18 protein-coding genes and 2 pseudogenes are annotated in these 26764 nt (G+C 62.3%); 11 read left to right on the top strand and 9 right to left on the bottom strand.

The features are described from left to right. The first annotated feature begins 128 nt into the window (after window positions 1–128). A pseudogene (gene priA, locus ACTG2B_RS21895) lies at window positions 129–2335 on the top strand (primosomal protein N'). A gap of 63 nt (window positions 2336–2398) precedes the next feature. Here the strand turns inward: priA and ACTG2B_RS21890 are convergent. Continuing rightward, window positions 2399–3490, bottom strand: coding sequence for a hypothetical protein (locus ACTG2B_RS21890; protein WP_439996841.1), 1092 nt, complete (start codon window positions 3488–3490; stop codon window positions 2399–2401). A 286-nt stretch (window positions 3491–3776) separates the two neighbouring features. Between ACTG2B_RS21890 and ACTG2B_RS21885 the strand changes: the two genes are divergently transcribed. The 5 genes from ACTG2B_RS21885 (at window position 3777) to dtd (ending at window position 9675) form a co-directional block, all read left to right on the top strand. Then, on the top strand, window positions 3777–5210 hold the full coding sequence (locus ACTG2B_RS21885; RefSeq protein WP_342401753.1) for a DUF2867 domain-containing protein: 1434 nt from the start codon (window positions 3777–3779) through the stop codon (window positions 5208–5210). 169 nt (window positions 5211–5379) lie between these two features. Beyond that, window positions 5380–6606: an aromatic amino acid transporter gene (locus ACTG2B_RS21880; RefSeq protein WP_005355439.1), complete on the top strand. Its 1227-nt coding sequence runs from the start codon at window positions 5380–5382 to the stop codon at window positions 6604–6606. 254 nt (window positions 6607–6860) lie between these two features. Then, window positions 6861–8102 carry a malic enzyme-like NAD(P)-binding protein gene (locus tag ACTG2B_RS21875; protein ID WP_439996840.1) on the top strand — a complete coding sequence of 414 codons (1242 nt, stop codon included), beginning with the start codon at window positions 6861–6863 and terminating at the stop codon, window positions 8100–8102. Window positions 8103–8278: 176 nt separating this feature from the next. Beyond that, window positions 8279–9151 (top strand): virulence factor BrkB family protein, encoded by an 873-nt coding sequence (locus ACTG2B_RS21870; RefSeq protein ID WP_005340664.1) that lies wholly within the window; start codon window positions 8279–8281, stop codon window positions 9149–9151. A gap of 86 nt (window positions 9152–9237) precedes the next feature. Next, window positions 9238–9675, top strand: coding sequence for a D-aminoacyl-tRNA deacylase (gene dtd / locus ACTG2B_RS21865; protein ID WP_005356887.1), 438 nt, complete (start codon window positions 9238–9240; stop codon window positions 9673–9675). Here the strand turns inward: dtd and ACTG2B_RS21860 are convergent. Next, on the bottom strand, window positions 9664–10344 hold the full coding sequence (locus tag ACTG2B_RS21860; RefSeq protein WP_439996974.1) for a spermidine synthase: 681 nt from the start codon (window positions 10342–10344) through the stop codon (window positions 9664–9666). The genes dtd and ACTG2B_RS21860 overlap by 12 nt on opposite strands. A gap of 51 nt (window positions 10345–10395) precedes the next feature. Between ACTG2B_RS21860 and ACTG2B_RS21855 the strand changes: the two genes are divergently transcribed. Next, window positions 10396–11304: a bifunctional GNAT family N-acetyltransferase/hotdog fold thioesterase gene (locus tag ACTG2B_RS21855; protein ID WP_346215060.1), complete on the top strand. Its 909-nt coding sequence runs from the start codon at window positions 10396–10398 to the stop codon at window positions 11302–11304. 54 nt (window positions 11305–11358) lie between these two features. Here the strand turns inward: ACTG2B_RS21855 and ACTG2B_RS21850 are convergent, their stop codons facing one another. The 4 genes and pseudogenes from ACTG2B_RS21850 to gntU all read right to left on the bottom strand — a co-directional run bounded on the left by ACTG2B_RS21850 (window position 11359) and on the right by gntU (window position 18607). Beyond that, window positions 11359–13476 carry a membrane assembly protein AsmA gene (locus ACTG2B_RS21850; RefSeq protein WP_439996839.1) on the bottom strand — a complete coding sequence of 706 codons (2118 nt, stop codon included), beginning with the start codon at window positions 13474–13476 and terminating at the stop codon, window positions 11359–11361. Window positions 13477–13507: 31 nt separating this feature from the next. Continuing rightward, window positions 13508–15576, bottom strand: a pseudogene (gene recG, locus ACTG2B_RS21845) (ATP-dependent DNA helicase RecG). 190 nt (window positions 15577–15766) lie between these two features. Then, window positions 15767–17116 carry a CDP-diacylglycerol--serine O-phosphatidyltransferase gene (gene pssA / locus ACTG2B_RS21840; RefSeq protein ID WP_439996838.1) on the bottom strand — a complete coding sequence of 450 codons (1350 nt, stop codon included), beginning with the start codon at window positions 17114–17116 and terminating at the stop codon, window positions 15767–15769. A 150-nt stretch (window positions 17117–17266) separates the two neighbouring features. Next, window positions 17267–18607, bottom strand: coding sequence for a gluconate transporter (gene gntU, locus ACTG2B_RS21835; RefSeq protein ID WP_005355418.1), 1341 nt, complete (start codon window positions 18605–18607; stop codon window positions 17267–17269). A gap of 245 nt (window positions 18608–18852) precedes the next feature. On the opposite strand from gntU, the gene ACTG2B_RS21830 reads away from it, so the two are divergent. From ACTG2B_RS21830 to ACTG2B_RS21820, 3 genes are read left to right on the top strand one after another with little or no spacing between them, the layout of a single operon-like run. Beyond that, a complete protein-coding gene (locus ACTG2B_RS21830; protein WP_439996837.1) occupies window positions 18853–19362 on the top strand; it encodes a gluconokinase in 510 nt (169 codons plus the stop codon). After that, the gene (edd, locus tag ACTG2B_RS21825) at window positions 19359–21155 is read left to right on the top strand and encodes a phosphogluconate dehydratase (RefSeq protein ID WP_439996836.1); all 1797 of its coding nucleotides are present in this window, start codon (window positions 19359–19361) and stop codon (window positions 21153–21155) included. Before ACTG2B_RS21830 ends, edd begins: the two co-directional genes overlap by 4 nt. A gap of 9 nt (window positions 21156–21164) precedes the next feature. Then, window positions 21165–21806 (top strand): bifunctional 4-hydroxy-2-oxoglutarate aldolase/2-dehydro-3-deoxy-phosphogluconate aldolase, encoded by a 642-nt coding sequence (locus ACTG2B_RS21820; RefSeq protein ID WP_302246947.1) that lies wholly within the window; start codon window positions 21165–21167, stop codon window positions 21804–21806. An 84-nt stretch (window positions 21807–21890) separates the two neighbouring features. Here the strand turns inward: ACTG2B_RS21820 and ACTG2B_RS21815 are convergent, their stop codons facing one another. Beyond that, window positions 21891–22898 carry a substrate-binding domain-containing protein gene (locus ACTG2B_RS21815; protein ID WP_043821541.1) on the bottom strand — a complete coding sequence of 336 codons (1008 nt, stop codon included), beginning with the start codon at window positions 22896–22898 and terminating at the stop codon, window positions 21891–21893. An 89-nt stretch (window positions 22899–22987) separates the two neighbouring features. Here ACTG2B_RS21815 and ACTG2B_RS21810 point away from each other — a divergent pair, with 89 nt between their 5' ends. Further along, window positions 22988–23638: a Qnr family pentapeptide repeat protein gene (locus ACTG2B_RS21810; RefSeq protein WP_439996835.1), complete on the top strand. Its 651-nt coding sequence runs from the start codon at window positions 22988–22990 to the stop codon at window positions 23636–23638. Window positions 23639–23770: 132 nt separating this feature from the next. Here ACTG2B_RS21810 and envC read toward each other — a convergent pair whose 3' ends face one another. Together envC and gpmM are read right to left on the bottom strand one after the other, a co-directional pair. Beyond that, window positions 23771–25123, bottom strand: a complete 1353-nt coding sequence (envC, locus tag ACTG2B_RS21805) for a murein hydrolase activator EnvC (protein WP_439996834.1) — start codon at window positions 25121–25123, stop codon at window positions 23771–23773. A gap of 9 nt (window positions 25124–25132) precedes the next feature. Further along, window positions 25133–26662: a 2,3-bisphosphoglycerate-independent phosphoglycerate mutase gene (gene gpmM, locus ACTG2B_RS21800; RefSeq protein WP_005356867.1), complete on the bottom strand. Its 1530-nt coding sequence runs from the start codon at window positions 26660–26662 to the stop codon at window positions 25133–25135. Window positions 26663–26764 lie beyond the last annotated feature (102 nt).

Below are 26764 nucleotides of genomic sequence, written 5' to 3'. Positions count from 1 at the left end.
GCCGTGTCGCCATCCGATCTCTTGTCGGACACCACACGATTGTTGAACACAGTTTCAAAGGCTGCGAATAATATAGGAAATGCCTGAGATCAGGCAAGTGGCTTCGCAGAAAAAATAGGCAACCCCTGGTGAATTCTTCCCAAACGCTGGATCTGGTTCGTGTCGCTGTCCCGGTACCGTTACGCCGTCACTTCGACTATCTCTCTCCCCTGCCATTACCTGCCCCCGGTTGCCGGGTCGAGATCCCTTTCGGTCCCCAGACCCTGGTCGGGCTGGTGGTGGATCATCCGGCCGACAGCCAGGTGCCCCGCAACAAGCTCAAGCCCATCAAACGGGTATTGGACACGGCACCAGTGCTAGGGCCGGATATTCTGGCGCTGATGAACTGGAGCGCCAGCTACTACCAGCATCCGCTGGGGGAAGTGCTGCCCCATGCCCTGCCGGTGTTGGTGCGCAAGGGGGAGCCAGCCGCCTATCGGGAGCTGGAGTTCTGGTTTGCCACCGAGGCTGGCATGGCCATCGACCTTAACGAGCTCAAGCGGGCGGCCAAGCAGCAGCAAGCGCTCGCCTTGCTGCGCAAGGGGCCGCAGACACCTTCCGCCCTCAAGCAGGAGGAGATCCAGAGCGCCGCTCTCACCGCGCTGGAGAAGAAGGGGCTGCTGGAGAAGCGCTCGCTGGAGCCAAGCCATGACGGCGACTGGGCCGCCCGTTTTGAACCGGGGGAGGGGCTGCGCCTCAACGGCGAGCAGGCGCTGGCCGTCTCTGCCGTTACCAGCCAGAGCGACAAGTTCGGTGCCTTCCTGCTGGACGGCATCACGGGCTCCGGCAAAACCGAGGTGTATTTAAGCATCCTCGAGCCCTTGCTCAAGGCGGGCAAGCAGGCGCTGGTGATGGTGCCGGAGATCGGCCTCACCCCGCAGACCATCAACCGCTTCCGCCGCCGCTTCAACGTGCCGGTGGTGGCGATGAACTCCGCCATGAACGATCGGGAGCGGCTCGACGCCTGGCTCGCCTGCCGCGACGGCGGCGCCGCCATCCTGATCGGCACCCGCTCCGCGGTGTTCACCCCGTTTCACAACCTCGGCATCATCATCATCGACGAAGAGCACGACGGCTCTTTCAAGCAGCAGGACGGTTTTCGCTACCACGCGCGGGATCTGGCGGTGATGCGGGCTCATCGTGCCGGTATCCCATCCTGCTTGGCTCGGCTACCCCGTCGCTGGAGACGCTGCACAACGCCCGCACCGGCAAGTATCACCACCTCGCCCTGACCCGCCGTGCCGGCAATGCCCAGACCGCCCGGCAGGTGATTCTGGATATCAAGAACGTGCGGCTGCAGGCTGGGCTCTCTCCCCAGCTGGAGCAGCTGATGGCAGAGCATCTGGCGGCGGGCAATCAGGTGATGCTGTTTCTCAACCGCCGTGGCTATGCCCCGGCTCTGATCTGTCACCAATGTGGCTGGAGCGCCGCCTGCGAGCGCTGTGACGCCTGGTACACCTGGCATCAGGCCGGGCGGCGGCTGCATTGCCACCACTGCGACAGCGTGCGTCCCTTGCCCCACCACTGCCCCGAGTGTGGCAGCAACGAGCTGATTGGATCGGGAGTGGGCACCGAGCAGTTGGAACAGCTGCTTACCACTGTGTTCCCGCAATATCCGGTAGTGCGCATCGATCGGGACAACACCCGCCGCAAGGGGGAGCTGGAGACCCATCTCGGCGACATCAAGGCGGGCAAGTACAAGATCCTGATCGGCACCCAGATGCTCGCCAAGGGCCACCACTTTCCGGATGTGACGCTGGTGGGTCTGCTGGATGTGGATGGTGCCCTGTTCAGCGCCGATTTTCGCGCCGCCGAGAAGCTGGCCCAGCTTTACACCCAGGTGGCGGGTCGCGCCGGTCGTGCCAGCAAACCCGGGTTGGTGGTGCTACAGAGCCACCATCCGGAACATGCCCTGCTGCAGGATCTGACCCAGAACGGTTACGGCCACTTCGCCGATACGGCGTTGAAAGAGCGCCGCCTGCTGGGGCTGCCGCCCTTCAGCTATCAGGGGCTGTTTCGGGCCGAGGCCAACGGCCGCGACGAGGTGCAGCTGTTCCTCTCCCGCCTCGCCGATACCCTGCGCAGCGCCCGCTATCCCCACGTTCAGGTGCTGGGGCCCATCAGCGGCTTTATGGAGCGCAAGGCGGGCAAATTTCGCATGCAGTTGCTGGTGCAGGGGCCGAACCGGGCACCGCTGGCCCAACTGCTGGATTGGGCGGTGAAGGAGCTGGAAGGCTGGCCCGAGACCAAAAGGGTTCGCTGGAGTCTGGATATCGACCCCACCGAGCTGAGTTGATGGAGCGGAATTGGTCGCTGGCAGATCTCGTCAGCGACCGGGTTTGCCATGCGGGTGCGGGGTTCAGACCCGCAGATCGATCTGCTGCACCCAGCCTCCTTTACCCTGTTCGGTGAGATAGAGGCCGGATTGGCGCAGCACCCCCTGATTGCCGCTCTCCCCCAGATGGTTGAAGGGGGTGTCGAGGGGGCGTAGCAGGATGGCACCGATCCCCAGTTCGACCAGAGCTATAGGTGCGTGCTCCGGATGCCAGAACTGCAGGGCTGAAAACTGGCTATCCCCCTCATCCAGCACCCCGTTGCCATCCTCATCCAGGGTTGCCAGCTCGCCGAAGCCATTGCCGGAGCGGGCACCAAACAGCTCGCCGCCATCGTCTATGGTGCCGTTGCCATTGCGATCCAGCGCCACAAAGCCGCTGCCTTCACTCAAGCCCGGCAGGCTATCCTCTTTGCTATCCTGATCGATATCGAAGTTGACCCGTGCCTCGGTCAGATCGGCAATCTTGCCATCCAGACTGAGCACCAGCGGGTCTTTCAGGGCATTGAGGGTGGTGCGCCGCTGGCTCACCTCCAGCTGACGCCAGTCGAGCACAAAGCCGAGATCGAGCTGAATAGTCTGACCATCCCGAGTCGCTACGCTGGCCGATGCCACCACGTTGAGCTGCTCCTGTTGCAGCAGGGTGTCCGTCACCTCCACCAGTTGATCCGGCTCGGCGGCCTGAGCAGCGGCATCTCCTTGGGTCACTCCATCGCCCCCCTCTTCGGAGGGTTTGATCGGCTTGGGCAGCTCGATTTCGTGGCCCAGCATCGCCTCAATCATCAGCTTGATCAGCCGCTGGCGGTTATCCAGCCCATCGTCGGGAATGCCATCCTGCTCTTTGCCGACTTCCCCTGCGGGCGGGGAGGGCGGTGTTGCTGCTTGCTGACTGGCGGCTGATTGCCTTGCGGTTTGCAGCGTCAGGGCGCTGGTGAGGGTCAGGGTGCTGCTGCGTTCGCCGCTCACTGCCGCGTTGTTGCCTTCCGGTGGATTGACGACGGGTGGCACGGGCCCGAGGTTGCGCACCTTGCGGCTCTGGGCCTGTTGTTGCCGGTATTGCACCTCCCCCTGGAGGTCGTAGTGATCGATGCGCATATGATCGCCCTCGGCGCTATACATCTGGTCAGTTATCGACCACTTAATGCACAGGGCTTAACACCAAATCGGACTAATCAGGGAGGTGGTTAGTACTAGGTTGCAAGGTGGCGGCGTGGCAGGATGGCAAGAGACTGGATGGTGGCGCTGTAGTTGAACATTTTCAGGTAGCGCGGCGCACTCTGGCTGACAAGCGGCATCGGTGAAGATAGGGAGAATTACATGGGAAATTGTCTGGTGATGGACGTGGCGGGCTATGGTGGATTCCTGTCTGGCGCCCCTTGCATCAATGATGTTGAGGGCTTCACTCATGCGTAACTGTCTGGTGATGGGAGCGGCAGGATATATCGGTTCCTATCTGGTGCCCCACCTGCAGACCCTGGGCTACAGGGTGATTGCCGGGGCGCGCCGTCCCTGCCGCTTGCCTGAGGGGGTCGAGTTTCGCCTCGCCGACAGCCTCAAACCCATCACCCTGCTGCCTGCGCTGGCGGGCATAGATACCGTCTTCTATCTGGTGCATGCCATGGGGGCGGGGGCTGATTTTCACCGGCTAGAGCAGCAGGGGGTAAAGAATTTTGCCGCCGCTGCCCGCGCCGCCGGGGTACGTCGCATCATCTATCTCGGGGCGATCCAGCCCGAGCAGTGCAACAGCCGCCATCTCAACTCCCGCCGCCACTGTGGCGAGCTGTTTCGTGACTCCGGTGTACCGACGGTGGAGCTGCGCGCCGGCATCATCATCGGGCCCGGTTCGGCGGCGTTCGAGGTGATGCGGGATCTGGTGTTCAACCTGCCGATGATGGTGACGCCCAAATGGGTGCGCTCGCGCACGCCGCCGATTGCGCTGTCCAACCTGCTGCACTATCTGGGTGGGCTGGTGGAAGCCGACGAGGTGGATGGCTGCATTTTCAATGCGGTCGGCCCCGAGCTGCTCAGCTATCAGCAGCAGTTGCAGAAGTTCGCCGCCCATATCGGCAAGCGCTGCCCCATCATTCCCATCCCGTTTCTGAGCCCGCGCCTCTCTGCCTGGTGGCTGCAGTTCGTCACTTCTGTGCCGCAGCCGGTGGCCAAGGCGCTGGTAGGTGGCCTCAAGCACGATATCCCGGCCGACGATGGCCCGCTGCGGGCCCTGCTGCCCCAGACTCTGCTCAGCTTCGACGAGGCGCTGGCGGAGAGTCTGGCGCTGGAGCAGAAGCTGGGTGCCGAACAGCAGGGGCAGGAGACGCCCCTTGGCCTGCGCTGGCGCCATCCCGAATATGGCTTCTACGACCGTACCGCCAGCGGCGAGGCCATCTGCCTCGCCTCTCCCGAGGTGGTGTGGCAGGTGTTGCAGCAACTGGGGGGTGAGCAGCGCTACTTCTACATGAACCAGCTGTGGGTGGTGCGCGAATGGATGGATCACCTGATCGGCGGTCCGGCCCGCACCCGTGGCCGCACCAATCCGGATCGCTTCGTGAAGGGTGACATGCTCGACTCCTGGCAGATCCTCGGGGTGGATGAGGGGCGCAGGCTCGATCTCTTGTTCAACATGAAGGCCCCGGGCGTCGGGCGGCTGGAGTTCAACATCCTGCCGGAGGAGTCCGGGTTGACCCGCATCCGGGTCACCGCTCACTGGCACCCGCAGGGCGCCTGGGGGCTGGCCTACTGGCTCGCCATGCTGCCGTTCCACCTCTTTATCTTTCAGGGGATGACCGAAGCCATCGCCCGTCAGGCCGAAGCGAGGGCAGGTATCCCGGTGATGGATTAAACCCTCTTCACACCATTCCCGCTTATAGAGTGCCCCGTTCGGGGCATTTTTTATGCGGCGGCCATGCCCGGTTATGGCAGATAGTGGTAGGCGTCTTATGGCAAAGGCTGGCATCATGCCGCGGTCTTGTTTACCGCGGATAGATAATCAGTCAGAAAAAGAAGGGATTATGAAGAAAAAACCGTCAATTTTGGGGGGCGCCTGCATCATTGCCAGCGTCTGCGTGGGAGCCGGCATGCTCGGTCTGCCGAGTTCGGGGGCGGGGGCCTGGACCCTCTGGTCGGTGCTGGCGCTGACCGTCACCATGGTGATGATGACCCTCTCCGGCTGGATGTTGCTGGAATCCTTCCAGCACCACGATATGCGGGTCTCCTTCAATACCGTGACTCGCGAGCTGCTGGGGGAGAAGCTCAATCTCCTCAACAACCTCTCGGTCTACTTTGTTGGCGGCATACTGCTCTACGCCTATATCACCTCCTCCGGTGCCATCCTGCAGGGCATTCTGGGGATCGACAGCAAGCTTGCATCCGTGCTGTTCGTGGCGCTCTTCTCTGCGGTGGTGTGGCACTCGACTCGCGCCGTTGACCGTATTTCGGTGGTACTGATCGCCTTCATGATCCTCAGCTTCGCTCTCGGTGTGGCCGGTCTGCTCGGCAGTATCAAGCTGCCGACCCTGCTCGATCTGGCGGGCAGCGAGAGTCGCTACGCCCCCTATGCCATGGCGATGCTGCCGGTGGCGCTCACCTCGTTCGGCTATCACCACTCTGTTGCCTCCCTGCGTGCCTACTACCAGAACGAGCAGCAGGCCAGATGGGCCATTCTGGGGGGAACCCTGATCGCGCTGGCGCTCTACGTGCTCTGGCTGCTGGGGATCTTCGGCAACCTGCCCCGTCAGGATTTTGCCCCCGTGATTGCCAAGGGAGGGGACGTGAGCGTGCTGCTCTCCGCGCTTTCAGGGGTGATCGAATCGGAGAAGGTGGCCAGCGCAATCAACGGCTTCTCCATGGCGGCGATCCTCTCCTCCTTTATCGGAGTGGGGCTCGGGGTGTTCGACTATCTGGCTGATCTGTTCAAGTTCGACAACAGCCGCGCCGGTCGCTGCAAGACCTGGGCGGTCACCTTCCTGCCGCCGTTGGTGCTCTCCCTGCTCTTCCCGTTCGGCTTCCTGCTGGCCATCGGCTATGCCGGTGCCGCCGCAACCATCTGGACCTGCATCATCCCGGCATTGCTGGTGCTGCGCACCCGGGCGCGGGCCGAGCGGGGCGAAGTCACCCCCCATTTCGTCACCCCAGGCGGCAAGCTGATGGCCTGGCTGCTGATCCTGTTCGGATTGGCGACCGCGCTGTTCCACTTCCTGTCGATGGCAAATCTGTTGCCGGTCTATCTGGGCAACTGAGTCAGGTCTACAGCACTGACAGAAAGGGCGGCAAGGCCAATTTGCCGCCCTTTTTGCGCCATTTTTATCCCACGCAGCAGAATCTATAACTAAAGTGGTAGGTTTGGGTGGGGTAAGTTGCTGAAATAACTGGTCTGATCTGGCTAGCGGCAGCATGATCTGCTGGGCATGCCCACCGCTTTCTTTTATGATCCCCGCCCTTCTGTGTGCCCCCTGTCGGCACCTCATTTGCACCAACCACATCGGGGTCCCCCATGTCCGATCTGCGTCAAGAAGCACTCGATTACCACGCCCTGCCCGTACCGGGCAAAATTGCCATCGCCCTGACCAAGCCTGCCGAAACCGCCCGCGATCTGGCGCTGGCCTACAGCCCGGGTGTTGCCGAGCCGGTGCGCGAGATCGCCGCCAACCCGGCCGATGCCTACCGCTATACCGGCAAGGGCAATCTGGTGGCCGTCATCTCCAACGGCACCGCCATTCTGGGGCTGGGCAATCTGGGGCCGCTCGCCTCCAAGCCGGTGATGGAGGGCAAGGCCCTGCTGTTCAAGCGCTTCGCCGGTATCGACGCCATCGACATCGAGGTGAAGCACGAAACCAGCCAGCAGTTTATCGACACGGTGGCGGCTATCGCCGATACCTTCGGTGGCATCAATCTGGAAGATATCAAGGCGCCGGAGTGTTTCGAGATTGAAGAGGCGCTGATCGCGCGCTGCGATATTCCGGTGTTCCACGATGATCAGCATGGTACCGCCATCGTCACCGCCGCCGGTCTGCTCAACGCGCTGGAAGTGCAGGGCAAGCAGATCAGTGACAGCCGCATCGTCTGCATGGGGGCGGGGGCTGCCGCCACCGCCTGCATGGATCTGCTGATCAAGTGCGGCGCCAGAGCGCACAACATCTTCATGCTGGATCGTCAGGGAGTGATTCACACCGGCCGCAGCGATCTCAACAAGTACAAGCAGCGCTTCGCCAACGAGACCCCGCTGCGCACCCTGATGGATGTCATCGAAGGGGCGGATGTGTTTGTCGGTGTTTCAGGCCCCGACGTGTTGCCCGCCGAAGCGGTCGCCCTGATGGCGCCCAACCCGGTGATCTTCGCCTGCTCCAACCCGGACCCAGAGATCAAACCGGCGCTGGCCCACGCGGTGCGTAGCGACATCATCATGGGTACCGGCCGCTCCGACTACCCGAACCAGATCAACAACGTGCTCTGCTTCCCCTTCATCTTCCGCGGTGCGCTCGACGCCCGTGCCAGCCGCATCAACGATGCCATGAAGATTGCTGCGGTCGAGGCGATCCGCGCGCTGGCCAAGGAGCCGGTGCCGGCCGAGGTGCTGACCGCAGCCGGGGTGAGCGAGCTCGCCTTCGGCAAGGATTACGTCATTCCCAAGCCGATGGATGCCCGTCTGCTGCCGCGCGTAGCCCGCGCCGTGGCGCTGGCGGCGGTTGCCTCCGGCGTCGCCCGCATCGAGCTGCCCGCGGACTACATGCTGTAATCCGGCGTTGCAAACGGCCCCATAGCGGGGCCGTTTTGATTTCTGCTTCTGGCGACAGCCAGAGACGCCAGTCGGGTGACAGGTTGGGGCTGATGGAGGCAAATCGGGTTCAAAGGTGGTCAAACAGCGCTCTCCTCTGACACAATATTGCCACTATGACGCTAACGAGAATCAAGATGCAGCAGCCTGTCAGCGGCCGTTTGGCCCACGCCCTCTCCTTCTTGCGCCATGATGGTCGCCACTTTGCCCAGTTTGTCTGGGGCCGTTTCCAGCAGGACAGATTGACGGTTACCGCCGGTTATCTGGCCTATGTCACCCTGCTTTCGCTGGTGCCGATGATCGCCGTGGTCTTTGGCATGATGTCCGCCTTCCCGGTGTTCCAGAGCCTCAAGCAGGCGATGGAGCAGTTCGTCTACCACAACTTTGTGCCGACTGCGGGCGACATGCTCAAGGAGTACATCGACGGCTTCGTCGCCAATGCAACCAACACCACGGCTGTGGGGATAGGGGCGCTGGTGGTGGTGGCGCTGATGCTGATCTCCGCCATCGACAAGAACCTCAACTACATCTGGCGTTCGACCCAGGGCCGCCCGCTGGCGCAGGCCTTTGCCATGTACTGGATGATCCTGACCCTGGGGCCTGTGCTTATCGGGGCCAGTATCGCCATCTCCTCCTACATCTTCTCGTTGCGGCTGTTTGGCGCCGAAAGCCTGTTCGGTATCGGTTATCTGCTGCTGCGCGGTTTGCCGTTCCTCTTCTCGGTGCTCACCTTCCTGCTGGTCTATACCGTGGTGCCGAACTGCAAGGTGCGGCTGATCCACGCCTTTATCGGTGCGCTGGTAGCGGCGACCCTGTTCGAGCTGGCCAAGCGCGGCTTTGCCATCTACATCACCAACTTCCCCTCCTATCAGGCCATCTACGGCGCGCTGGCCACCATCCCGATCCTGTTTGTCTGGGTCTATCTCAGCTGGCTGGTGGTGCTACTGGGGGCTGAAACCACGGCCTGCCTCGGTGAATACGAGAAGCCAGCCAGTGAAGAGCTTGGCTAAGCCATCGCCCTGCCCACCAGTTTATTGGTAGCATCGACGACCGCCCCTGTGAGGGGGCGGTCGTTCTGTTTTCAAAGGAGAGGGATGTGATTGCATTGATTCAGCGGGTCAGCGAGGCCAGCGTGACTGTCGAGGGGGAGGTGACCGGCGCCATCGGTCAGGGATTGCTGGTGCTGCTCGGGGTGGAGCAGGGGGATGATGAGGCCAAGGCCGACAAGTTGCTGCATCGGGTCAGTGGTTATCGCATCTTTCCGGATCAGGAGGGCAAGATGAACCTCAATGTCAGCCAGATCGGCGGCAGTCTGTTGGTTGTCTCCCAATTCACGCTGGCGGCGGATACCAAGCGAGGGATGCGTCCCAGCTTCTCCTGCGGTGCTCACCCGAGCGAGGCCGAGCGGCTCTATGACTACTTCGTGGCTAAGGCCGCCGCCAGCGGCATCCCGACCGAAACCGGCCGTTTTGCCGCCGACATGAAGGTGGCGCTGGTCAACGAGGGGCCAACGACCTTCTGGCTACAGGTCTGAAGATGTTTCGTCCCGCGGTGTGACGTGGACGATCACGTTGATAAGCCCCGCAACCGGATAGGGGGTGGCGGGGCCAATCCACTGCTCGATCAGTGTCAGGGCGTGGGTTAGCTCCAGCGCGGTGCGCGGCAGCAGGTTGATCACCAGGGTGCCGCAGAGGCGGGGAGCCAGCGCCCGGTAGAGCCGCTCCTGAAACAGCAGCAGCGGGTTGCCATCCAGACTGAAGAGATCGAGCAGGATGAGGTCGTACTGCTGCTCGCTCTGCTCGAGAAAGGCGAGGGCATCGGCCTGATGGAGTGCCGGCGCGGCGCGTTCATCGCTCTCCTGATGCTGGAAAAACTGCTGATAAACGGTCAGCACCTCTTCGTCGAGGTCGACGCACTCGTGGCGAGCATCTGGCCAGCGTTGGCAGAGATGGCGGGTGAGATCGCCGCCACCCAGACCCAGTTCTAGGATCCGGGTGGCCTGCTCCGGCAGCAGGCAGGCGATGACCCGTTGATGGGGCAGACAGAGGGCGGCGGGGTTGGCGAGCGACATGGCGGATTGTACCACGCCGTCTATCTCCAGCCAGCGGTGCTGGTCATTTTCCTGTACCGTGAGGCGGCGCTGGGGTTTGACGCTGAGGTGCAACAAGTGATCGGCTTGGTACGCTTGCAGATTGAAGTCCATGAATTTGCACGGCAAGATGGTTTCCGACCAGTGTAACTCAAGGATGAAACTATGTACCGGGTAGTCACCCCTCAGACAGTCGCCGAGCTGGATGCCTACTACCAGTTGCGCTGGGAACTTCTGCGTAAGCCCTTCAATCTGCCCGTCGGTTCCGAGCGGGACGAGTACGACACCGTCGCCATTCACCGGTTGATGCTGGCACCCGATGGCACTCCCATCGCGGTAGGCCGCCTCTTTATCGGCGGCGACGAGGCACAGATCCGCTTTATGGCGCTGCGGCCCGAATATCGCGGCCAGGGGCTGGGTGCCCAAATGGTGGAAGATCTCGAGCAGTTGGCCCGCAGCGAGAAGGTGAAACGGCTGGTGATGAACGCCCGTCAGGAAGCGGTGGAGTTCTATCGCAAGTGCGGCTTTCTCGAAGTGGGGGGCGGCCCCGTCTCCTTCGGCCGGATTCCCCATCGCCAGATGATCAAATCCCTGAGCCCGTTGCAGACTATCCAGTACCGGCCGGAGTGGTGTCAGGATCTCACCACCCGCTGGTCGCGCGGGGTACCCATCAGCGAGAAGATGGGGATGCACATCAGCCACTACGATGGCCAGACCTTCCATCTCAAGGCCAATCTGGCGGCCAATTTCAACGTGCATGGCAGCATGTTCGCCGGCAGTGTCTACAGCCAGTGCGTGCTGGCGGGCTGGGGGCTGATCTGGCTGCAGCTTAAAGAGGAGGGGCTGGTGGGCGAGCCGGTGCTTGCCGAGAGCACCATCAAATATCATGGCCCGGTCGATGAGGAGCCTGAGGCGCGAGTGGCCCGCGAGGGGATGCCCGCCGTGCTGCAGCCGCTCAAACGGGGGGAGCCTGCGACTTTCAGCCTCAAGATCCAGCTGTTCAGCGGCGGCAAGCTGGCTGCGGAGTTTTGCGGTCAATACGTGGTGCAGCCGCCCCGCCGCCCGGGCCAGTAACCGCGTCGTTTCCCCATCAAACAACAAGGCCTCATCATGAGGCCTTGTCTGTTTTTACCCTTGCTGGCTGTCGCTTGTCTGCCCGGCTTGGGTCTGCACTTGGGCCTGGTTTTGGGCTCTCGTTGCGGGAGCCGGTCGCCAGAGCGGGGCGCTGTTGCCTTGCGGCGGATAGCGTACTCCCACTTCCCAGCCGCAGGCGTCCTGCTTCTGCGGGAAGCTCCAGGCCAGTGTGGGTTCCGTCAGCGGCCCGCGCCACTGGCCGAGCAGCTCGGCGCAGCGGTTACCATTGAGCACCCCCAGATCGAGCTGCCACTGTTCGTTGACCAGATCGATCCCCCCTTGCAGCGCCAGCAGATGGGTGATGGTGGAGGCGCCAGCCTGCTCGATCTGCAGTTGCCCCTTGTCGATCTTGCCCTGCACCCTGATGCGGTAGAAGGGGGTGTCACCCTCCTGCATCGCCTGCCACAGCTGATCCGGCGTCAGGGTGGGCGGGGTCGTCCCTTTGAACCACTCATCCAGCAGCGGATCTATCTTCACCTTGTCCCAGAACGGCTCGTCGGCATCGAGGGCAAAGCTGCCTTGCAGGGTCTGGCGCCACTCGCCCGCCGTTTTGCCGTGTTCGGCTTGCAGGTCGGCGCTCACGTCCGCTTTGCCAGCGAACGAGACAGGGGAGTGGAATATCTTGCCCCATTGCTGCAGATCCAGCTTGGTCGCCTGCAGTTGGAGGCGGCTGCTCTGGCCCGGTTCGCGGCCCCACTGGCCACTCAGGCTGAGAGTGCCCTCATCCGGCAGCGAGCTGGTGAGTTTGCCCAGTTGCCAGGAGCTGGGGGTCAGCTCCCCATCCAGCTCGCCGCTGCGGGCGCTGAGGCCATCCCACACCAGCTCGAACCATTTGCTCTCGATGCGGGCTCGGCCGAGCAACGGGCCGGGCTGGTTATCGCGCAGGGCGAGATCGCTCAGATAGAGCTGCCAGCCGGTCAGCGACAGGGGCAGGGTATCGTCGAAGGAGAGCACCTTGAGCTTGTCGAACGCCAGCTTGCGGATATCCACCTGCTGCGGGCGCCAGCCCTGCCAATCCTGCCACCACCCCTGTGGCAGGCTGATATCCATGCCGCTCAGCGCCACGTCTTTCAGGGTCAGCTTCTGCTGCTGGCTATCGAGGGAGAGCTCGACATTGAACTCCCCTTCATAGGCTTTGCCCCGCAGTTCCCCGTCGATCTGTTGGGGCGAAAAGGCGAGCTTGCCCTTGATCTCCTCCAGCTGGAACAGGCCACGCCCCATGTCGCCCAGGGTGCCGCTCAGATAGCCGGTGGGCTGGTTGCCCGCCTGCCAGTTGAAGGCGGTGAGCTGGCCGCTGAAGTTGTTGAAGGAGAGCTCCTGATTGATGTCGTTGAGGCTGACGCCGTCCAGCTGGCCGCGATCCAGCGACACGCTTTGCAACGGGAAGCGCTGCGGGAAGCCTTGTTGTGTCAGATCCCCCAGCTCCACCCGCATGCCGCGCGCCTTGAGGTCATGCAGTTGCAGGGCGCGGGCGGGCCAGTCCAGCACCATGCCGGTCTCCAGCAGACCGTCGAACAGGTTGGTCACCAGCTTGTCGGTGCGCAGCACTTCTCCTTCCAGCCGCCCTTGCAGGTTGAGACGGGCGAAGGTGAATTGTGGAGTCTCCAGCTGGCCGATATTGAGGCTCAGGTTGGCCTGTGGCTGGCGTTTCGGATCGATCAGCTCCCAGTCACTCAGGGTGGCATTGAGGCCGCGCAGGGTCAGCTCGGGGCTCTCCAGACTGAGCCGATCTATGGTGCTGTCACTGATGGTGAGGGAGTGCACCGGCAGGTTCGGCAACTGGTTGGGCAGCGGCAGCTTGATGGCGGGGCGAATGAGATCGAGATGGGCGATGCGCACGTCGCGGCTCAGCCAGTCGATGCTCTCGATCTCCAGATAGATCTTGTCGAGTGAGACTGCATCGCCGTAACGTACCTGCTCAGCCAGCAGGGTGTAAGGGTGCAGCGGGTTGAACACCAGTCGCCCTATGGTGACCGGTACGCCGGTCTGCTGGCTGATCCAGCTGGCGATGGGGCCTTTGGCGCGCTCGGCGTCGAACAGGCCGAGGGCAACCCAGACAAACAGCAGCAGGAAGGCGAAGGTGTAGAGCAGGCCGCGTAGCCAGGAATTCATGGTTGCTTTCCTCCTGTTTTGGGATTGGTTGTCAGGCGTTTGAGTAGTGGTCTCGCAGACCGAGCCAACGGCGAATCAAGGGTTCGACATGACTAGGATGCCTATCCATAAGGAAGCGCGCCATTTTTTGCACCTGCGGAATAAGCGGCTGATCCCGCACCAGATCGGCGATCTTGAGATCGGCCAGACCGGTCTGGCGGGTGCCGAGCAGTTCCCCGGGCCGCGCAGTTCCAGATCGCGCTGGGCGATCAGGAAGCCGTCGTTGCTCTCCCGCAGCACCCCGAGCCGGCTCTGGGCCGTCTTGGACAAGGGGGCATGATAGAGCAGCACGCAGTGAGAGGCTACCGCGCCCCGGCCAACCCGGCCGCGCAGTTGGTGCAGCTGCGCCAGCCCGAGCCGTTCCGGGTTTTCGATGATCATCAGGCTGGCGTTGGGCACGTCCACCCCCACCTCGATGACGGTGGTGGCGACCAGCAGTTGCAGTATGCCTGCCTTGAACTCCTCCATCACCCGCTGTTTCTCGACCGGGCGCATCCGGCCGTGCACCAGCCCGATATGCAGACCGGGCAACAGGTTCTGCAGCTCGGCAGCGGTATCCTCGGCGGCCTGACACTCCAGCACCTCCGACTCCTCGATCAGGGTGCAGACCCAGTAGGCCTGCTTGCCCTCGGTGCAGGCGAGTTTGACCCGCTCGATTACATCGCCGCGACGGCTGTCGGGCAGCGCCACCGTGGTGATGGGGGTACGGCCCGGCGGCAGTTCGTCGATGACCGAGGTGTCGAGGTCGGCATAGGCGGTCATCGCTAGGGTGCGGGGGATGGGAGTGGCGGTCATGATGAGTTGATGGGGATGCACCCCCTCACGTTCCCCTTTCTCGCGCAGGGCGAGGCGCTGATGTACCCCGAATCTGTGCTGTTCATCGATGATGACCAAGGCGAGGCGCTGGAACACCACCTGCTCCTGAAAGATGGCGTGGGTGCCCACCACCATCTTGACGCTGCCATCTTTGATCGCGGCCAGCGCCTCTTCCCGCGCCTTGCCTTTCTGTTTGCCCGCCAGCCAGCCGACTCCGATGCCGAGCGGCTCCAGCCACTTGGCGAAGTTGATGGCGTGCTGTTCCGCCAGCAGCTCGGTCGGTGCCATCAAGCCTACCTGACAGCCGTTGCCAATAGCCTGCAGGGCGGCCAGCGCTGCAACCAGAGTCTTGCCGGAGCCCACGTCGCCCTGCACCAGCCGCATCATGGGGTGGCTCTGTTGCAGATCCTTGCTTATCTCGGCCACCACCCGGCTCTGGGCGCCGGTGGGCTTGAACGGCAGGGCGCCGAGCAGCTGTTCGACCAGCGCAGGCGCAGGTTTGAGGGCGCGGGCCAGCTGGGTTTGCGCCTGAGCACGCACCTTGAGTACCGAGAGGTTGTGAGCCAGCAGCTCCTCCAGTACCAGTCGCTGTTGGGCCGGATGCTGGCCGCTTTCCAGCAGCGGCAGCGCTACCGAGGGGGGCGGGCGATGCAGCAGCTTCAGGGCGGCGGCCAGTTCAATCTGGTGGGGATAGAGGCCGGCGGGCAGCAGCTCCTCCACACCATAGAGGTCGAGCTGGGCCAGCGCCTGATCGGTGAGGTTGCGCAGGGTGAGCTGGCGCAGCCCTTCGGTGGTCGGGTAGACGGGGGTGAGCGCCTCTTCGGTCTGGCCTGCCTGCTCCTCGCCGAGCAGCTTGTACTCGGGGTGGGCCATCTCCAGCCCGTATTTGCCGGGGCGCACCTCGCCAAAGCAGCGGATCAGACGACCCGCCGCCAGACTGTTTTTCTGGGCGGCGGTGAAGTTGAAGAAGCGCAGGGTGAGGGTGCCGGTGCCATCGCTGATGCGACAGACCATCATGCGGCGGCGCCCCATCACCAGCTGAGTGTCCTGGATTTCGCCCTCGACAGCGCCGTGCAGGCCGGGCGGCAGATCGCCGATGGGCCACACCTGGGTGCGGTCCTCGTAGCGCAGGGGGAGGTGGAACAGCAGATCCTGTACCGTGGCCAGCCCCAGCCGCTCGAGCTTCTCCAGCATCTTGCTGCCGACACCCTTGAGGCTATCGAGAGGAATTTTATCCAATTTCATCAATTAGATGCCCGAAAACACTGTAAATATGTCCAGATGATAGGGGTTGTTGAGGGGCCGATGCAAGCCGAGTTGCTGCTGGCAGGGCCGCCAAGGCGGGGGAAACGGCGGATATAACAAAGGCCTGCCGAAAACGGGAGGCCTTTGTGCGGCTGCCAACAGGCAAGGTGCGGGCGCATGGCGCCCAAGGTCAGATGATGCGTTTAAGCAGCAGATGGGCCTTGACCCGGTGGATCCGTCCCAGCAGCTTGCGCACCTGTTCCGGGTAGTCCTGGATCTGTTCCACCTGATCGAAGTGGCTGATCCGCTTGGTGTTGGTCAGGATGTTCTCCCGCTCCGCATTGAACTGGGGACGCAGCAGGTGGCGACGATCGTGCACCAGCAGGCCGTTCTCCAGATCCAGCGCCCAGGCGCGGGGGTTGAGGTTGTTGCCGGTGAGCAGGGCCCACTCGTCATCCACGAAGATCCCCTTGAGATGGTAGGAGTTGCGCTCGCAACACCAGAGCATCAGGTTGAGGCGACCGTCGTCGATGTGGCGCTGGTTACGCTCGGCAAACTTGCGCAGGTTGGTTTCGTAGAGATAGGGCAGGCCACCGATGGTCGAGAACTTCTCTTCCGGTGGAATGAAGAAGTCGTTGGCGGTCTTGTCGCCCACTACGATGGTGACTTTGCAACCGCGCTGCAGCAGATCCTCGATATCCTTGCTCAACTCTTTGGGGGGGTTGAAGTAAGGGGTGCAGATGAAGATCTCCCGCTCGGTGGCGCGTACCAGATTGCGGATCATCAGGTTGAGCTGATTGTTGCGCTTGCCCAGACCCACCATGGGGGTGACGGCCACTTCCTGAGTATTGACTGGCATGGTGCTGAAGCGGTACTGGCTCTGGCGCAGGTTCTGCTTGAAGCGGCGGATCGGCCCCTTCAGCTGTTTGGCGCTGGGGATATCGCTGTGATCCAGTCGCTGCACCGCGTCGCTCTTCACGAACAGGTCATCCACATAGTTGACCATGCTGCGGGCCAGCTCCGGGCTGGTGATCTGGTGATAGCGATCGAAGCGGTAGCGATCCTGCTGATGCAGGTAGATGTCGTTGAGGCTGGCGCCGGAGTAGAGCACCACATCATCGAAGATGAAGCCCTTGAGGTGGAGCACGCCGAGCAGCTCGCGCCCCTTGACCGGCACGCCGTAGATTTCGATCCGGTGCTCGTGTTCGGCAGCCATGGCCTGATACATCAGGTGGTTGCCGCCCTGCTTGCCTCTGCCGATCAGGCCGCGCTGGGCACGGTGGAAGTCGACGAACAGCTTGATGTCGAGGGCCGGATTGCGCTGCTTGGCGGCGTAGAGGGCGGAGAGGATCTCCCGGCCAGCTTCGTCATCCTGCAGATAGAGCGCGACCAGATAGATGCGCCGGGTGGCACTGGCGATAAGCGCAAGAATGCGGCGTTTGAAATCCTGGGCGCTGTAGAGCACTTCAAACTGATCCGCTGCGACGGCGATCTGGGGCAGGCGCGCCAGCAGTTGTCGATAATGGGCCGATGAATGCATAGATAAACCTGAAATCACGGGGTTAAGCGTTCCACTCGGAGCGATGAATAGGCGATTCTAGCAATCTCGCCCTCTCAGCCAAAGAAAGAATCATCAGAAAGATGAAAAAGGCCTCACGAGTGAGGCCTTTTTGTCAGCATTTCGCCCTTGTCAGAGGAAGCTGTAGATGATCATCGCCATCACGCCGCCAGTGGTGCCGATGATGGTTTCCATCACGGTCCAGGTCTGCAGGGTCTGCTTCTCGGTCAGGCCGAGGTAGCGGTTCGCCAGCCAGAAACCGGAGTCGTTGACGTGGGAGAGCACGATGGCACCGCCGCCGATGGCGATGGTGACGGCAGCCAGCTGGGCGCCATTCAGGCCGAGCGGCTCCAGCATCGGCAGCACCAGACCGCAGGCGGTCAGCATGGCGACGGTGGCGGAACCCTGAATCACCCGCACCGCAGCGGCCAGAATGAAAGCCAGTGCGACGATGGGCAGACCGGAGTCGGCCAGCATGTTGCCCAGCGCGGCACCCACGCCGGAGTCAACCAGCACCTGCTTGAACACGCCGCCGGCACCGGTCACCAGGATGATGACACCGGCGGGCTGGATGGCGCTGTTGCAGACGCTCATCACCTCGTCACGGGACATGCCGCGGCGAATACCCAGCAGATAGAAGGCGGCCAGACAGGCGACCATGATGGCAGTGAAGGGGTGACCGATGAACTCCAGCCAGTTGTGCAGGGTGGAGCCCGCCTCGACGAAACGACCGACGATGGTCTTGAGGCCGATCAGCAGCAGCGGCAGACCGATGAGGCCCATGGCCAGCCCGAAGGAGGGCAGGGATTTGCTGTCATCGTGGACGCTGTTCTGGGCATCGGCAGGCAGCGGTACATCGACGATCTTGCTGATGAAGTCACCGAACAGCGGGCCAGCCAGGATCAGCGCCGGTACGGCGGCGATCAGGCCGAACAGGATCATGTAGCCGAAGTCGGCACCCAGTTGGGAAGCGACCAGGATCGGGCCCGGCGCCGGGATAAGGAAGGCCTGGCAAGTGGCGATACCGGCCAGCAGGGCGATACCGATCTTCACCACGCTGCCGCCGCCACGACGGACGATGGCGAAGGCGACGCCGATCAGCAGCACCACGGCCACGTCAAAGAAGAGCGGCAGGGCGCAGACAAAGCCGGTCAGGGCCATGGCCCAGTTGGCGCGCTTGACGCCAAACTTGCCGAGCAGAGTGTGGGCTACCCGGTCGAGAGCACCAGTCACTTCCATCACCTTGCCGAACATGGCGCCCAGCGCCACCACTACCGCGACGAAACCGAGGGTGCCACCCATTCCTTTCTGGATGGTGTTGGCGATATCGGCCGGGTTCATGCCGGCGGCGAGACCCGCCACCATGGAGACCAGGATCAGGGCTACCACGGCGTGGAGCCGGGCCTTCATCACTAGGAAGAGCAGCAGCACAATCGAGCCGGCGGCTGTCATGATCAGGGAGAGGTCAGACATTGTTATGCGTTCCTTTTTCCAAGTTCAGTCGTGACACCTTGCCGATCCGTCGGCAAACCATATCTTTATGATTTATTTAGATTTATGGCAAGGGCTCAACATCATATGCCCAGGTGACTATGGGTTTGCTCAGTCTGTGGCAGACTTCACATTTTCAATCGTTACCGGTAACATGTTACCGGTAACGTGTTAGATTAGAACCCATCAACAGCTGGTTTTTTGAAAAGTGGGACAGAGGTCAAATTATGGCGGGTAAGTGCATTATCGTGATGGGTGTGTGTGGTAGCGGCAAATCCAGCGTGGGTCTGAAAGTGGCCGAAGCGCTGGGCGCCAAGTTCATCGATGGTGATGACCTGCACCCCAAGGCCAACATCCAGAAGATGGCTGGCGGCAACCCCCTCAACGATGAGGATCGTGCCCCCTGGCTGGAGCGGATCCGCGACGCCGCCTACAGTCTCGAGCGGAAGAACGAGACCGGCATCATTGTCTGTTCCGCCCTCAAAAAGAAGTACCGCGACCAGATCCGCGAAGGCAACGAGTCGGTCAGCTTCATCTTCCTCGATGGCAGCCAGCCGCTGATCCTCGAGCGGATGCGTGCCCGCAAGGGCCATTTCATGCGTGAAAGCATGGTACAAAGTCAGTTCGATACGCTGGAGCGCCCGGATGGCGAAGCCGGTGTATTCCACATTGATATAGACGGCACCTTCGAACAGGTGGTTGACCGCGCCGTCACAGCATTGGAGCAAGCCCAATGATTCATCAGGTAATTTCCGACGTCACTGCCCGCATCCGCGAGCGCAGTGCCGCCCGTCGTCAGGCCTTTATGGCCCGCATCCAGCGTCAGGCCGAGCAGGGCAAGACCCGCGCCGCACTGGCCTGTGGCAACCTGGCCCACGCCGTGGCCGCCTGCAGCAGTGACGAGAAGGGTCGTATCCTCGACATGACCCGCGCCAACGTCGGCATCGTCACCGCCTACAACGACATGCTGAGCGCCCATCAGCCCTATCAGGGCTATCCGGATATCATCAAGGGGGCGCTGGCCGAGCTGGGTCACAGTGCTCAGGTTGCCGGTGGCGTTCCCGCCATGTGCGACGGCGTGACTCAGGGTCAGCCGGGGATGGACATGTCCCTCTTCTCCCGCGACCTGATCGCTCAGGCAACCGCGCTGTCGCTCTCTCACAACACTTTCGATGCCACCCTGCTGCTCGGTATCTGCGACAAGATCGCCCCGGGCCAGATCATGGGGGCGCTCTCCCACGCCCACCTGCCGACGGCGTTTGTTCCTGCTGGCCCGATGGCGAGCGGTATCAGCAATGACGAGAAGGTGAAGGTGCGTCAGAAGTACGCCGCCGGTGAAGTGGGCCGCGACGCCCTGCTGCAGATGGAGTGCGGCGCCTACCACGCGGCGGGCACCTGCACCTTCTACGGTACTGCCAATACCAACCAGTTGGTGTTTGAGGCCATGGGCCTGATGCTGCCGGGCTCTGCCTTCGTCCACCCGCACAGCGAGCTGCGCCATGCCCTGACCGTTGAGGCGGCCCGCCGCATCAGCGCTATGATCCCGGGTTCCCCGGCCTATCGCCCGCTGAGCGAGGTGCTGGACGAGCGTTCGCTGGTCAACGGTCTGGTGGCCCTGCTCGCCTCCGGCGGCAGCACCAACCACAGCATCCATATGGTGGCGCTGGCCCGCGCCGCCGGTCTGGTGCTGACCTGGGATGATATCAGCGATCTCTCCGACGTGGTGCCGCTGCTGGTTCGCATGTACCCGAACGGCCCGGCCGACGTCAACGCCTTCGAACAGGCAGGCGGCGTGCCCGGCCTGATGCGCCGTCTGGCGCAAGAGGGGCTGATCCACATGGACGCTACTCCGGTCTTTGGCGAGATGCAGGATTACCTCAGCCGTCCGGCACTGGTCGATGGCCAGCTGGTATGGCAGCCGGTCGGCGAAAGCGGCGATGCGAGCGTGCTTTCACCTTCCGGCAGCGTATTCCAGGCCACTGGCGGCACCAAGCTGCTGGCGGGCAATCTGGGCCGCGCCGTGGTCAAGGTCTCCGCCGTGGCTCCCGAGTATCGGGTGATTGAAGCGCCGGCGCGGGTCTTCTCCTCCCAGCATGCGGTGGAAGCAGCCTACAAGGCGGGCGATCTCAATCAGGACGCCGTGATCGTGGTGCGCCACAATGGCCCGGCCGCCAACGGCATGCCAGAGCTGCACAAGCTGATGCCGGTGCTCGGCAATCTGCAAAAAGCCGGTTACAAGGTGGCGCTGGTCACCGATGGCCGTCTCTCCGGTGCCTCCGGCAAGATCCCGGCCGCCATCCACGTCACCCCGGAAGCGCTGCACGGCGGGGCCATCGGCCTGCTTGCTGACGGTGACCTACTGCGGGTTGATGCGGTAAACGGCAGCCTCGACTGCCTGACCGATTTGAGTGGCCGTACCCAGGCCGAGATTGACCTCACTCTGGAACAAGAGGGGTGGGGCCGTGAACTGTTCAGCGTGATGCGTCGCGCGGTATCGAGCGCCGAGTGCGGCGCTACCATCTTTGACTAAGGAAGAGCTATGCAGAACTGGAAAGTGACCCCGGCCGAGGTGTTTGCCGCCTCCCCGCTGGTACCCGTGATGGTTATCAACGAGCTGGATCAGGCCCTGCCGATGGCCAAGGCGCTGCTCGACGGCGGCATCTCTGTCTTCGAAATCACCTTGCGCACCCCGGTGGCGCTCGATGCCATCGCCCTCATCGCCAAGGCGATGCCGGATGCCATGGTCGGTGCCGGTACCGTGCTCAACTGCGAGCAGTTTGACGCCGCCGTCGCTGCCGGTGCCCGTTTCGTCATCTCCCCGGGGATGACCCCGGTCCTGCTGGCCCACGCGGCCAAGAGCACTGCGCCGCTGATCCCGGGCGTGGCTACCCCGTCTGAAGTGATGCAGGCGCTGGAAGCGGGCTACGACCACCTGAAGTTCTTCCCGGCCGAAGCGAACGGCGGTACCAAGGCGCTCTCCGCCATCGCGGCGCCGCTGCCCCAGGTGAAGTTCTGCCCGACCGGCGGTATCGGCCCGAAAAACGTGGCCGACTATCTGGCACTCAAGTGCGTGGCCACCGTCGGCGGCTCCTGGATGCTGCCGGCCGATGCGGTCAAGAGCGGCAACTGGGAAGAGGTGACCCGCCTCTCCCGCGAAGCGGTTGAGCTGGTAAAACGCTAAGCATCAGTTGTGCCGAAAACCAAACAGGCCACCCTCGGGTGGCCTGTTTGCTATCAGCGTGACTTAAGTGGGTGAGGGAAGGGATTACCCCAGACTCTCCCCGACATAGAGGGAGAAGCCGATATCCTTGCGGGTGTCGGGTTGGGATTGGCCGCTGAGACGAGCCAGCAGCATGGTGGCCGCCTCCCGACCGATCGCTTCCCGCGGGGTGGCGATACTGGCCAGTTTGGGGGTCATGGCGTGGCCGATGTCGAGAGCGTTGCAACCGGCGATGGCGATCTGCTGGGGCACCGGGATCCACTTGGCCTGACACTGCAGCAGAGCACCCACCGCCAGGTCATCGTTGGTGCAGAACAGGCCGTCGAGGTCGGGATAGCGTACCAGCGCCTGATCCAGCAGCTCGCCCCCCAGAGTGAAGCTGGAGGATTGTTCGGTCAGCAGATGCTGGCCGGTGAGGCCGAAGTCGGTCATCGCCTGATAGTAACCCTCCATCCGCAGCTGGGTGCGCACGTCGAGCCGCGCCCCCAGATAGACCACCTTGCGTCGGCCCCGGCGCAGCATCTCTGTTACCATGGCCCGGGCCGCGGCTCTATGGTCCATGCCGACCACCATATCGATGGGGGTTTGCGGCAGATCCATGGTCTCCACCACCGGAATGCCGGCGGTGGCGATCATCTTGCGAGTGCGCTCTGTGTGCTGGCTGTCGGAGAGGATGAGGCCATCCACATGGTAGGAGAGTAGGGACGCGACCTGCTCCTCCTCCCGCTCCGGACTGTAGCCGTAGTGGGCCAGCAGGGTCTGGTAGCCGGCCGGTCGGGTCACCGACTCGATGCCGTGGATCACCGCCGAGAATACTTGGTTGGAAAGTGAGGGGATCAGGATGCCGATCGCCTTGCTGGTCGCGTTGGAGAGAATATCCGGCGCCCGATTGGGGATATAACCCAGCTCTTCCACTACAGCTGCGATCCGCTCGCGGGTCCCCTCCGCCACGGTCTGCGGGTCGCGCAGATAGCGGCTGACAGTCATCTTGGTCACGCCGGTCTGGTCGGCGATATCTTGCAGGGTGGGGCGGCGCTTGCGGGTGGGGCTCATAGGGGTGTCCAGCGTGGATGTTACATGTAACATTACCGTTTTTGGCGGATAAAGTCAGCATATGAAGCCGTTTTGGCAGGAGTTTTCCGATGATCAGAGGCAAGCAGTTTGTGGATGTCCGGTTCGAGCAACAGGATGTGGAGGGGGAGCAGTTCTCGGAGTGCCGCTTTATCGGCTGCAACTTCTCCTGGCTGGATCTGAGCGATAGCCGCTTCATCGACTGCAGCTTCTACGATCGGGAGAGTGAACGGGGCTGCCTGTTGCAGGGTTGCGATCTGCGCGAGGCCAGCTTCCTGCGCTGCGATCTCACCATGGCCGATTGCAGCCGCAGCCAGTGTCTGGGGTTGGAGATGCGCGACTGTCAGGCGGTCGGTATTAACTTCGGCCACGCCAGCTTCGCCAACCAGATCACCGCCAAAAGCTACTTCTGCGAGGCCCATCTGACCGGCAACAACTTCAGCTATGCCAGCTTTGAGGGCTGCCTGCTGGAGAAGTGCGAGCTGACCGGCAACCGCTGGCAGGGGGTCAACCTGTTTGGTGCCTCGCTGGCGGGATCCGATCTCAGCGGCTCCGAGTTTGGCCAGATCGACTGGACCAGCTTCAAGCTGCAGGGCTGCGATCTGCGCCAGTGCGATCTGCCGGGGCTGGATCTGCGTCGGGTCGACCTGCAGGGAGTACAGATCAACGAGGATCAGCAGCAGACATTGCTGGAGCAGATCGGTCTGGTTGTCTTCCCCTGAGCCGAGCGAAAAATTAGGTAATTTTTCATCAAATGGGGCCGACGGTGGGGAGGGCGCTCCTGAAATGACAAAAGCCTGCGTGAGGCAGGCTTTTGCTAGTGAGCGTATGACGCGTTTGTCGGCCGGGTTGACTCAACCCTTGGCCAGCCATTTGGTCGGGTTGATCGCCTCGCCCTGATAGCGAATTTCGAAGTAGAGGCCCGGTCTGTCCTGACCGCCACTGTCACCGACCAGCGCTACCGGTTCACCCTGTTCCACATTCTGGCCAACCTGACGCAGCAGCGACTGATTGTGACCGTAGAGGCTCATATAGCCTTTACCGTGGTCGATCACCAGCAGCATACCGAAGCCGTCGAGCCAGTCGGCGTAGACCACTTGTCCCGGTGCAACCGCCTTGACCTGGGTTCCTTCGCTGGCGCCGATCAGGGTGCCTTTCCACTTGAGCTGGGCGGTACGGGGCGAGCCATAGGAGATGAGGATCGGTCCCTGCACCGGCCAGCGCAGGCTGCCATTGGTCTTGAGGCCGCTATAGTGGCCAGCACTGCTGATGCCCGAGCCGCGCTCCGGTTTGCTGCTGGCCACCTCTTCGGCAGGTTCTGCCGGTTTGACGGTTTTGTTCTGCTGGGCAGCGAGTCGTTGTTGCTCGGCGCGGCGCTGTTCAGCCAGCTTGCGCTGACGCTCCTGCTCCGCTTTCAGCTTGGCCAGCCGTTCCCGCTCGGCCCGTTCACGGCGCTCTTGCTCTTCACGCTGGCGGCGCAGCTCTTCCAGCCGGGCTTTCAGCGCCTTCTCCGCCTTGACCAGCTTGGTGAGCTTCTGCTCGTCATCCTGTACTGATTGCTGCAACTGGTTGCGCACCTTGGCCCGGCTCTGCTGGCTGGCCAGCAGGGTCTGGTGATGTTCCTGCTGTTCGGCAAGCAGGGTCTGCAGTCTGGTTTCGGTCTCTTTGGTGGCCTGCTGGTTTTTCGCCAGCTTGTCGCGGGTGGCGCGCAGGGCGTCGATGGCCTCGATGCGGGCCTTGTTGAGGTAGTCGTAGTAGTCGAGGGAGCGGCTCAGTTTGGCCGGATCCTGCTGATTTAGCAGCAGTTTGAGGTAGTCGTGGTTGCCCGCCTGAAAAGCGCTCTCCGCCTGTTTGGCCAGCAACTGCTTCTGATGTTTGGCTTGAACTTCCAGCGCCAGCTTGTCTTTTTGCAGGGTCGCCAGCGTCTGCTGGTTCTGCTTCAACTGCTGCCTGGTCTGGTTGAGTTTGGCGGCGGCGGCCGAGATGGCCTGCTCGTCAGCCTTGAGCTGGGTATTGAGCTTGGCAAGCTCCTGCTTGCTGAGCTTGATGGTCTTCTGTTGCTCTTTGATCTGGGACTGCATGGTGCCCAGCTGCTGATTGGCGGCCAAAGCCGGTGTGCTGGCGCCAAACGACAGGCAAAAAAACAGCGCGCCGGCCAACAGGCCGACGCGACTGGTTTTCTGTGAAATAACTTCGCATCCCCGCATGGGGAAGGATTATTTCAGAATCATCAGGGGCTTGCCAGTCATTTCCGGCGGCACCGGCAGACCCATCAGGGTCAGCATGGTGGGGGCCAGATCGGACAGTTTGCCACCTTCAACTACCTCGGCTTTGCGACCGAAATAGATGAGAGGAACCGGCAGATTGGTGTGGGCGGTGTGGGCCTGACCAGTCTCTTCGTCCAGCATCTTCTCGGCGTTACCGTGGTCGGCAGTGATCAGGCACTCGCCACCCACTTCGGCCAGGGCGTCGGTGACGCGACCGATGCAGTGGTCAACGGCTTCACAAGCTTTGACTGCGGCATCGAATACACCGGTGTGACCAACCATGTCGCCATTCGGGTAGTTACAGATGATGACGTCGTACTTGCCGCTCTTGATGGCCGCAACCAGCTTGTCGGTCAGCTCTTCGGAGCTCATCTCAGGCTGCAGGTCATAGGTCGCCACTTTCGGGCTGGCCACGATCTCGCGATCTTCGCCGGTGAAGCAGGACTCCTCGCCACCGTTGAAGAAGAAGGTGACGTGAGCATACTTCTCGGTTTCGGAGATGCGCAGCTGGGTCTTGCCCTGCTTGGCCAGCCACTCACCCAGGGTGTTGACCAGAGCGGTCGGCGGGTAGGCACAGGCAGTTTTGATGTCGGCCGCGTATTCGGTCAGCATCACGAAGTTCAGTTTCGGCTCGACTGCACGGGCGAAGCCGGTGAAGTCGGTGTCAACGAAGGCGCGGGTGATTTCACGGGCACGGTCGGCACGGAAGTTCATGAAAATCAGCGCATCGCCATCTTCCATCGGGGCAGCTTCGCCGATGCGGGTCGCTTTGACGAACTCGTCGTTCTCGTCGCGGGCATAGGCGGCAGCCAGCGCTTCGGTGGCGCTCTCGGCGGTGAACTCGCCCTTGCCCTGGGTCATCAGGTCATAGGCTTGCTGCACGCGATCCCAGCGGTTGTCACGGTCCATGGCAAAGTAACGACCGATCATGGAGGCGAAACGACCTTTGCCCAGCTTGGCGAACAGGGCGTCGAACAGCTCGATGGAGGACTGGGCGGAGCGCGGCGGAACGTCGCGGCCATCCAGGAAGGCGTGCAGGTAGATCTTCTCGGCGCCACGCTTGGCTGCCATTTCGATCATGCCCATGATGTGCTCTTCGTGGCTGTGTACACCACCCGGAGACATCAGGCCCATGATGTGAACGGCTTTGCCGTTGGTGACGGCAGCGTCAACAGCCTTGGCCAGCTCGACGTTCTGGAAGAATTCGCCGTCCTGGATGTCTTTGGAGATGCGGGTCAGCTCCTGATAGACGATGCGACCGGCACCGATGTTGACGTGGCCCACTTCGGAGTTGCCCATCTGGCCATCCGGCAGACCGACATCCAGACCGGAGCCGGAGATCAGGGTGCTGGTGTAGTCACGGGCCAGACGATCGAGGTTGGGAGTCTTGGCGGCAGCGACGGCGTTGTGCTCTTGCTTGGTGCTGTAGCCCCAACCGTCCATGATGACCAGAACCAAAGGTTTCTTAGCTGTTGACATAAGACTATGTCCTCTCGGATTGGAAAAAATGCGGGAAATGAAACTAGCGTAATATTACTACATCTGCCGAAATAGTCACCTGATAGCCAAGGGGCGCTCCCG

The organism is Aeromonas sp. 30P (assembly GCF_051919805.1).
Classification (GTDB): domain Bacteria; phylum Pseudomonadota; class Gammaproteobacteria; order Enterobacterales; family Aeromonadaceae; genus Aeromonas; species Aeromonas veronii.
Note: the sequence above shows the minus strand (reverse complement) of the source record. Positions and strands in the feature narration are given on the sequence as shown.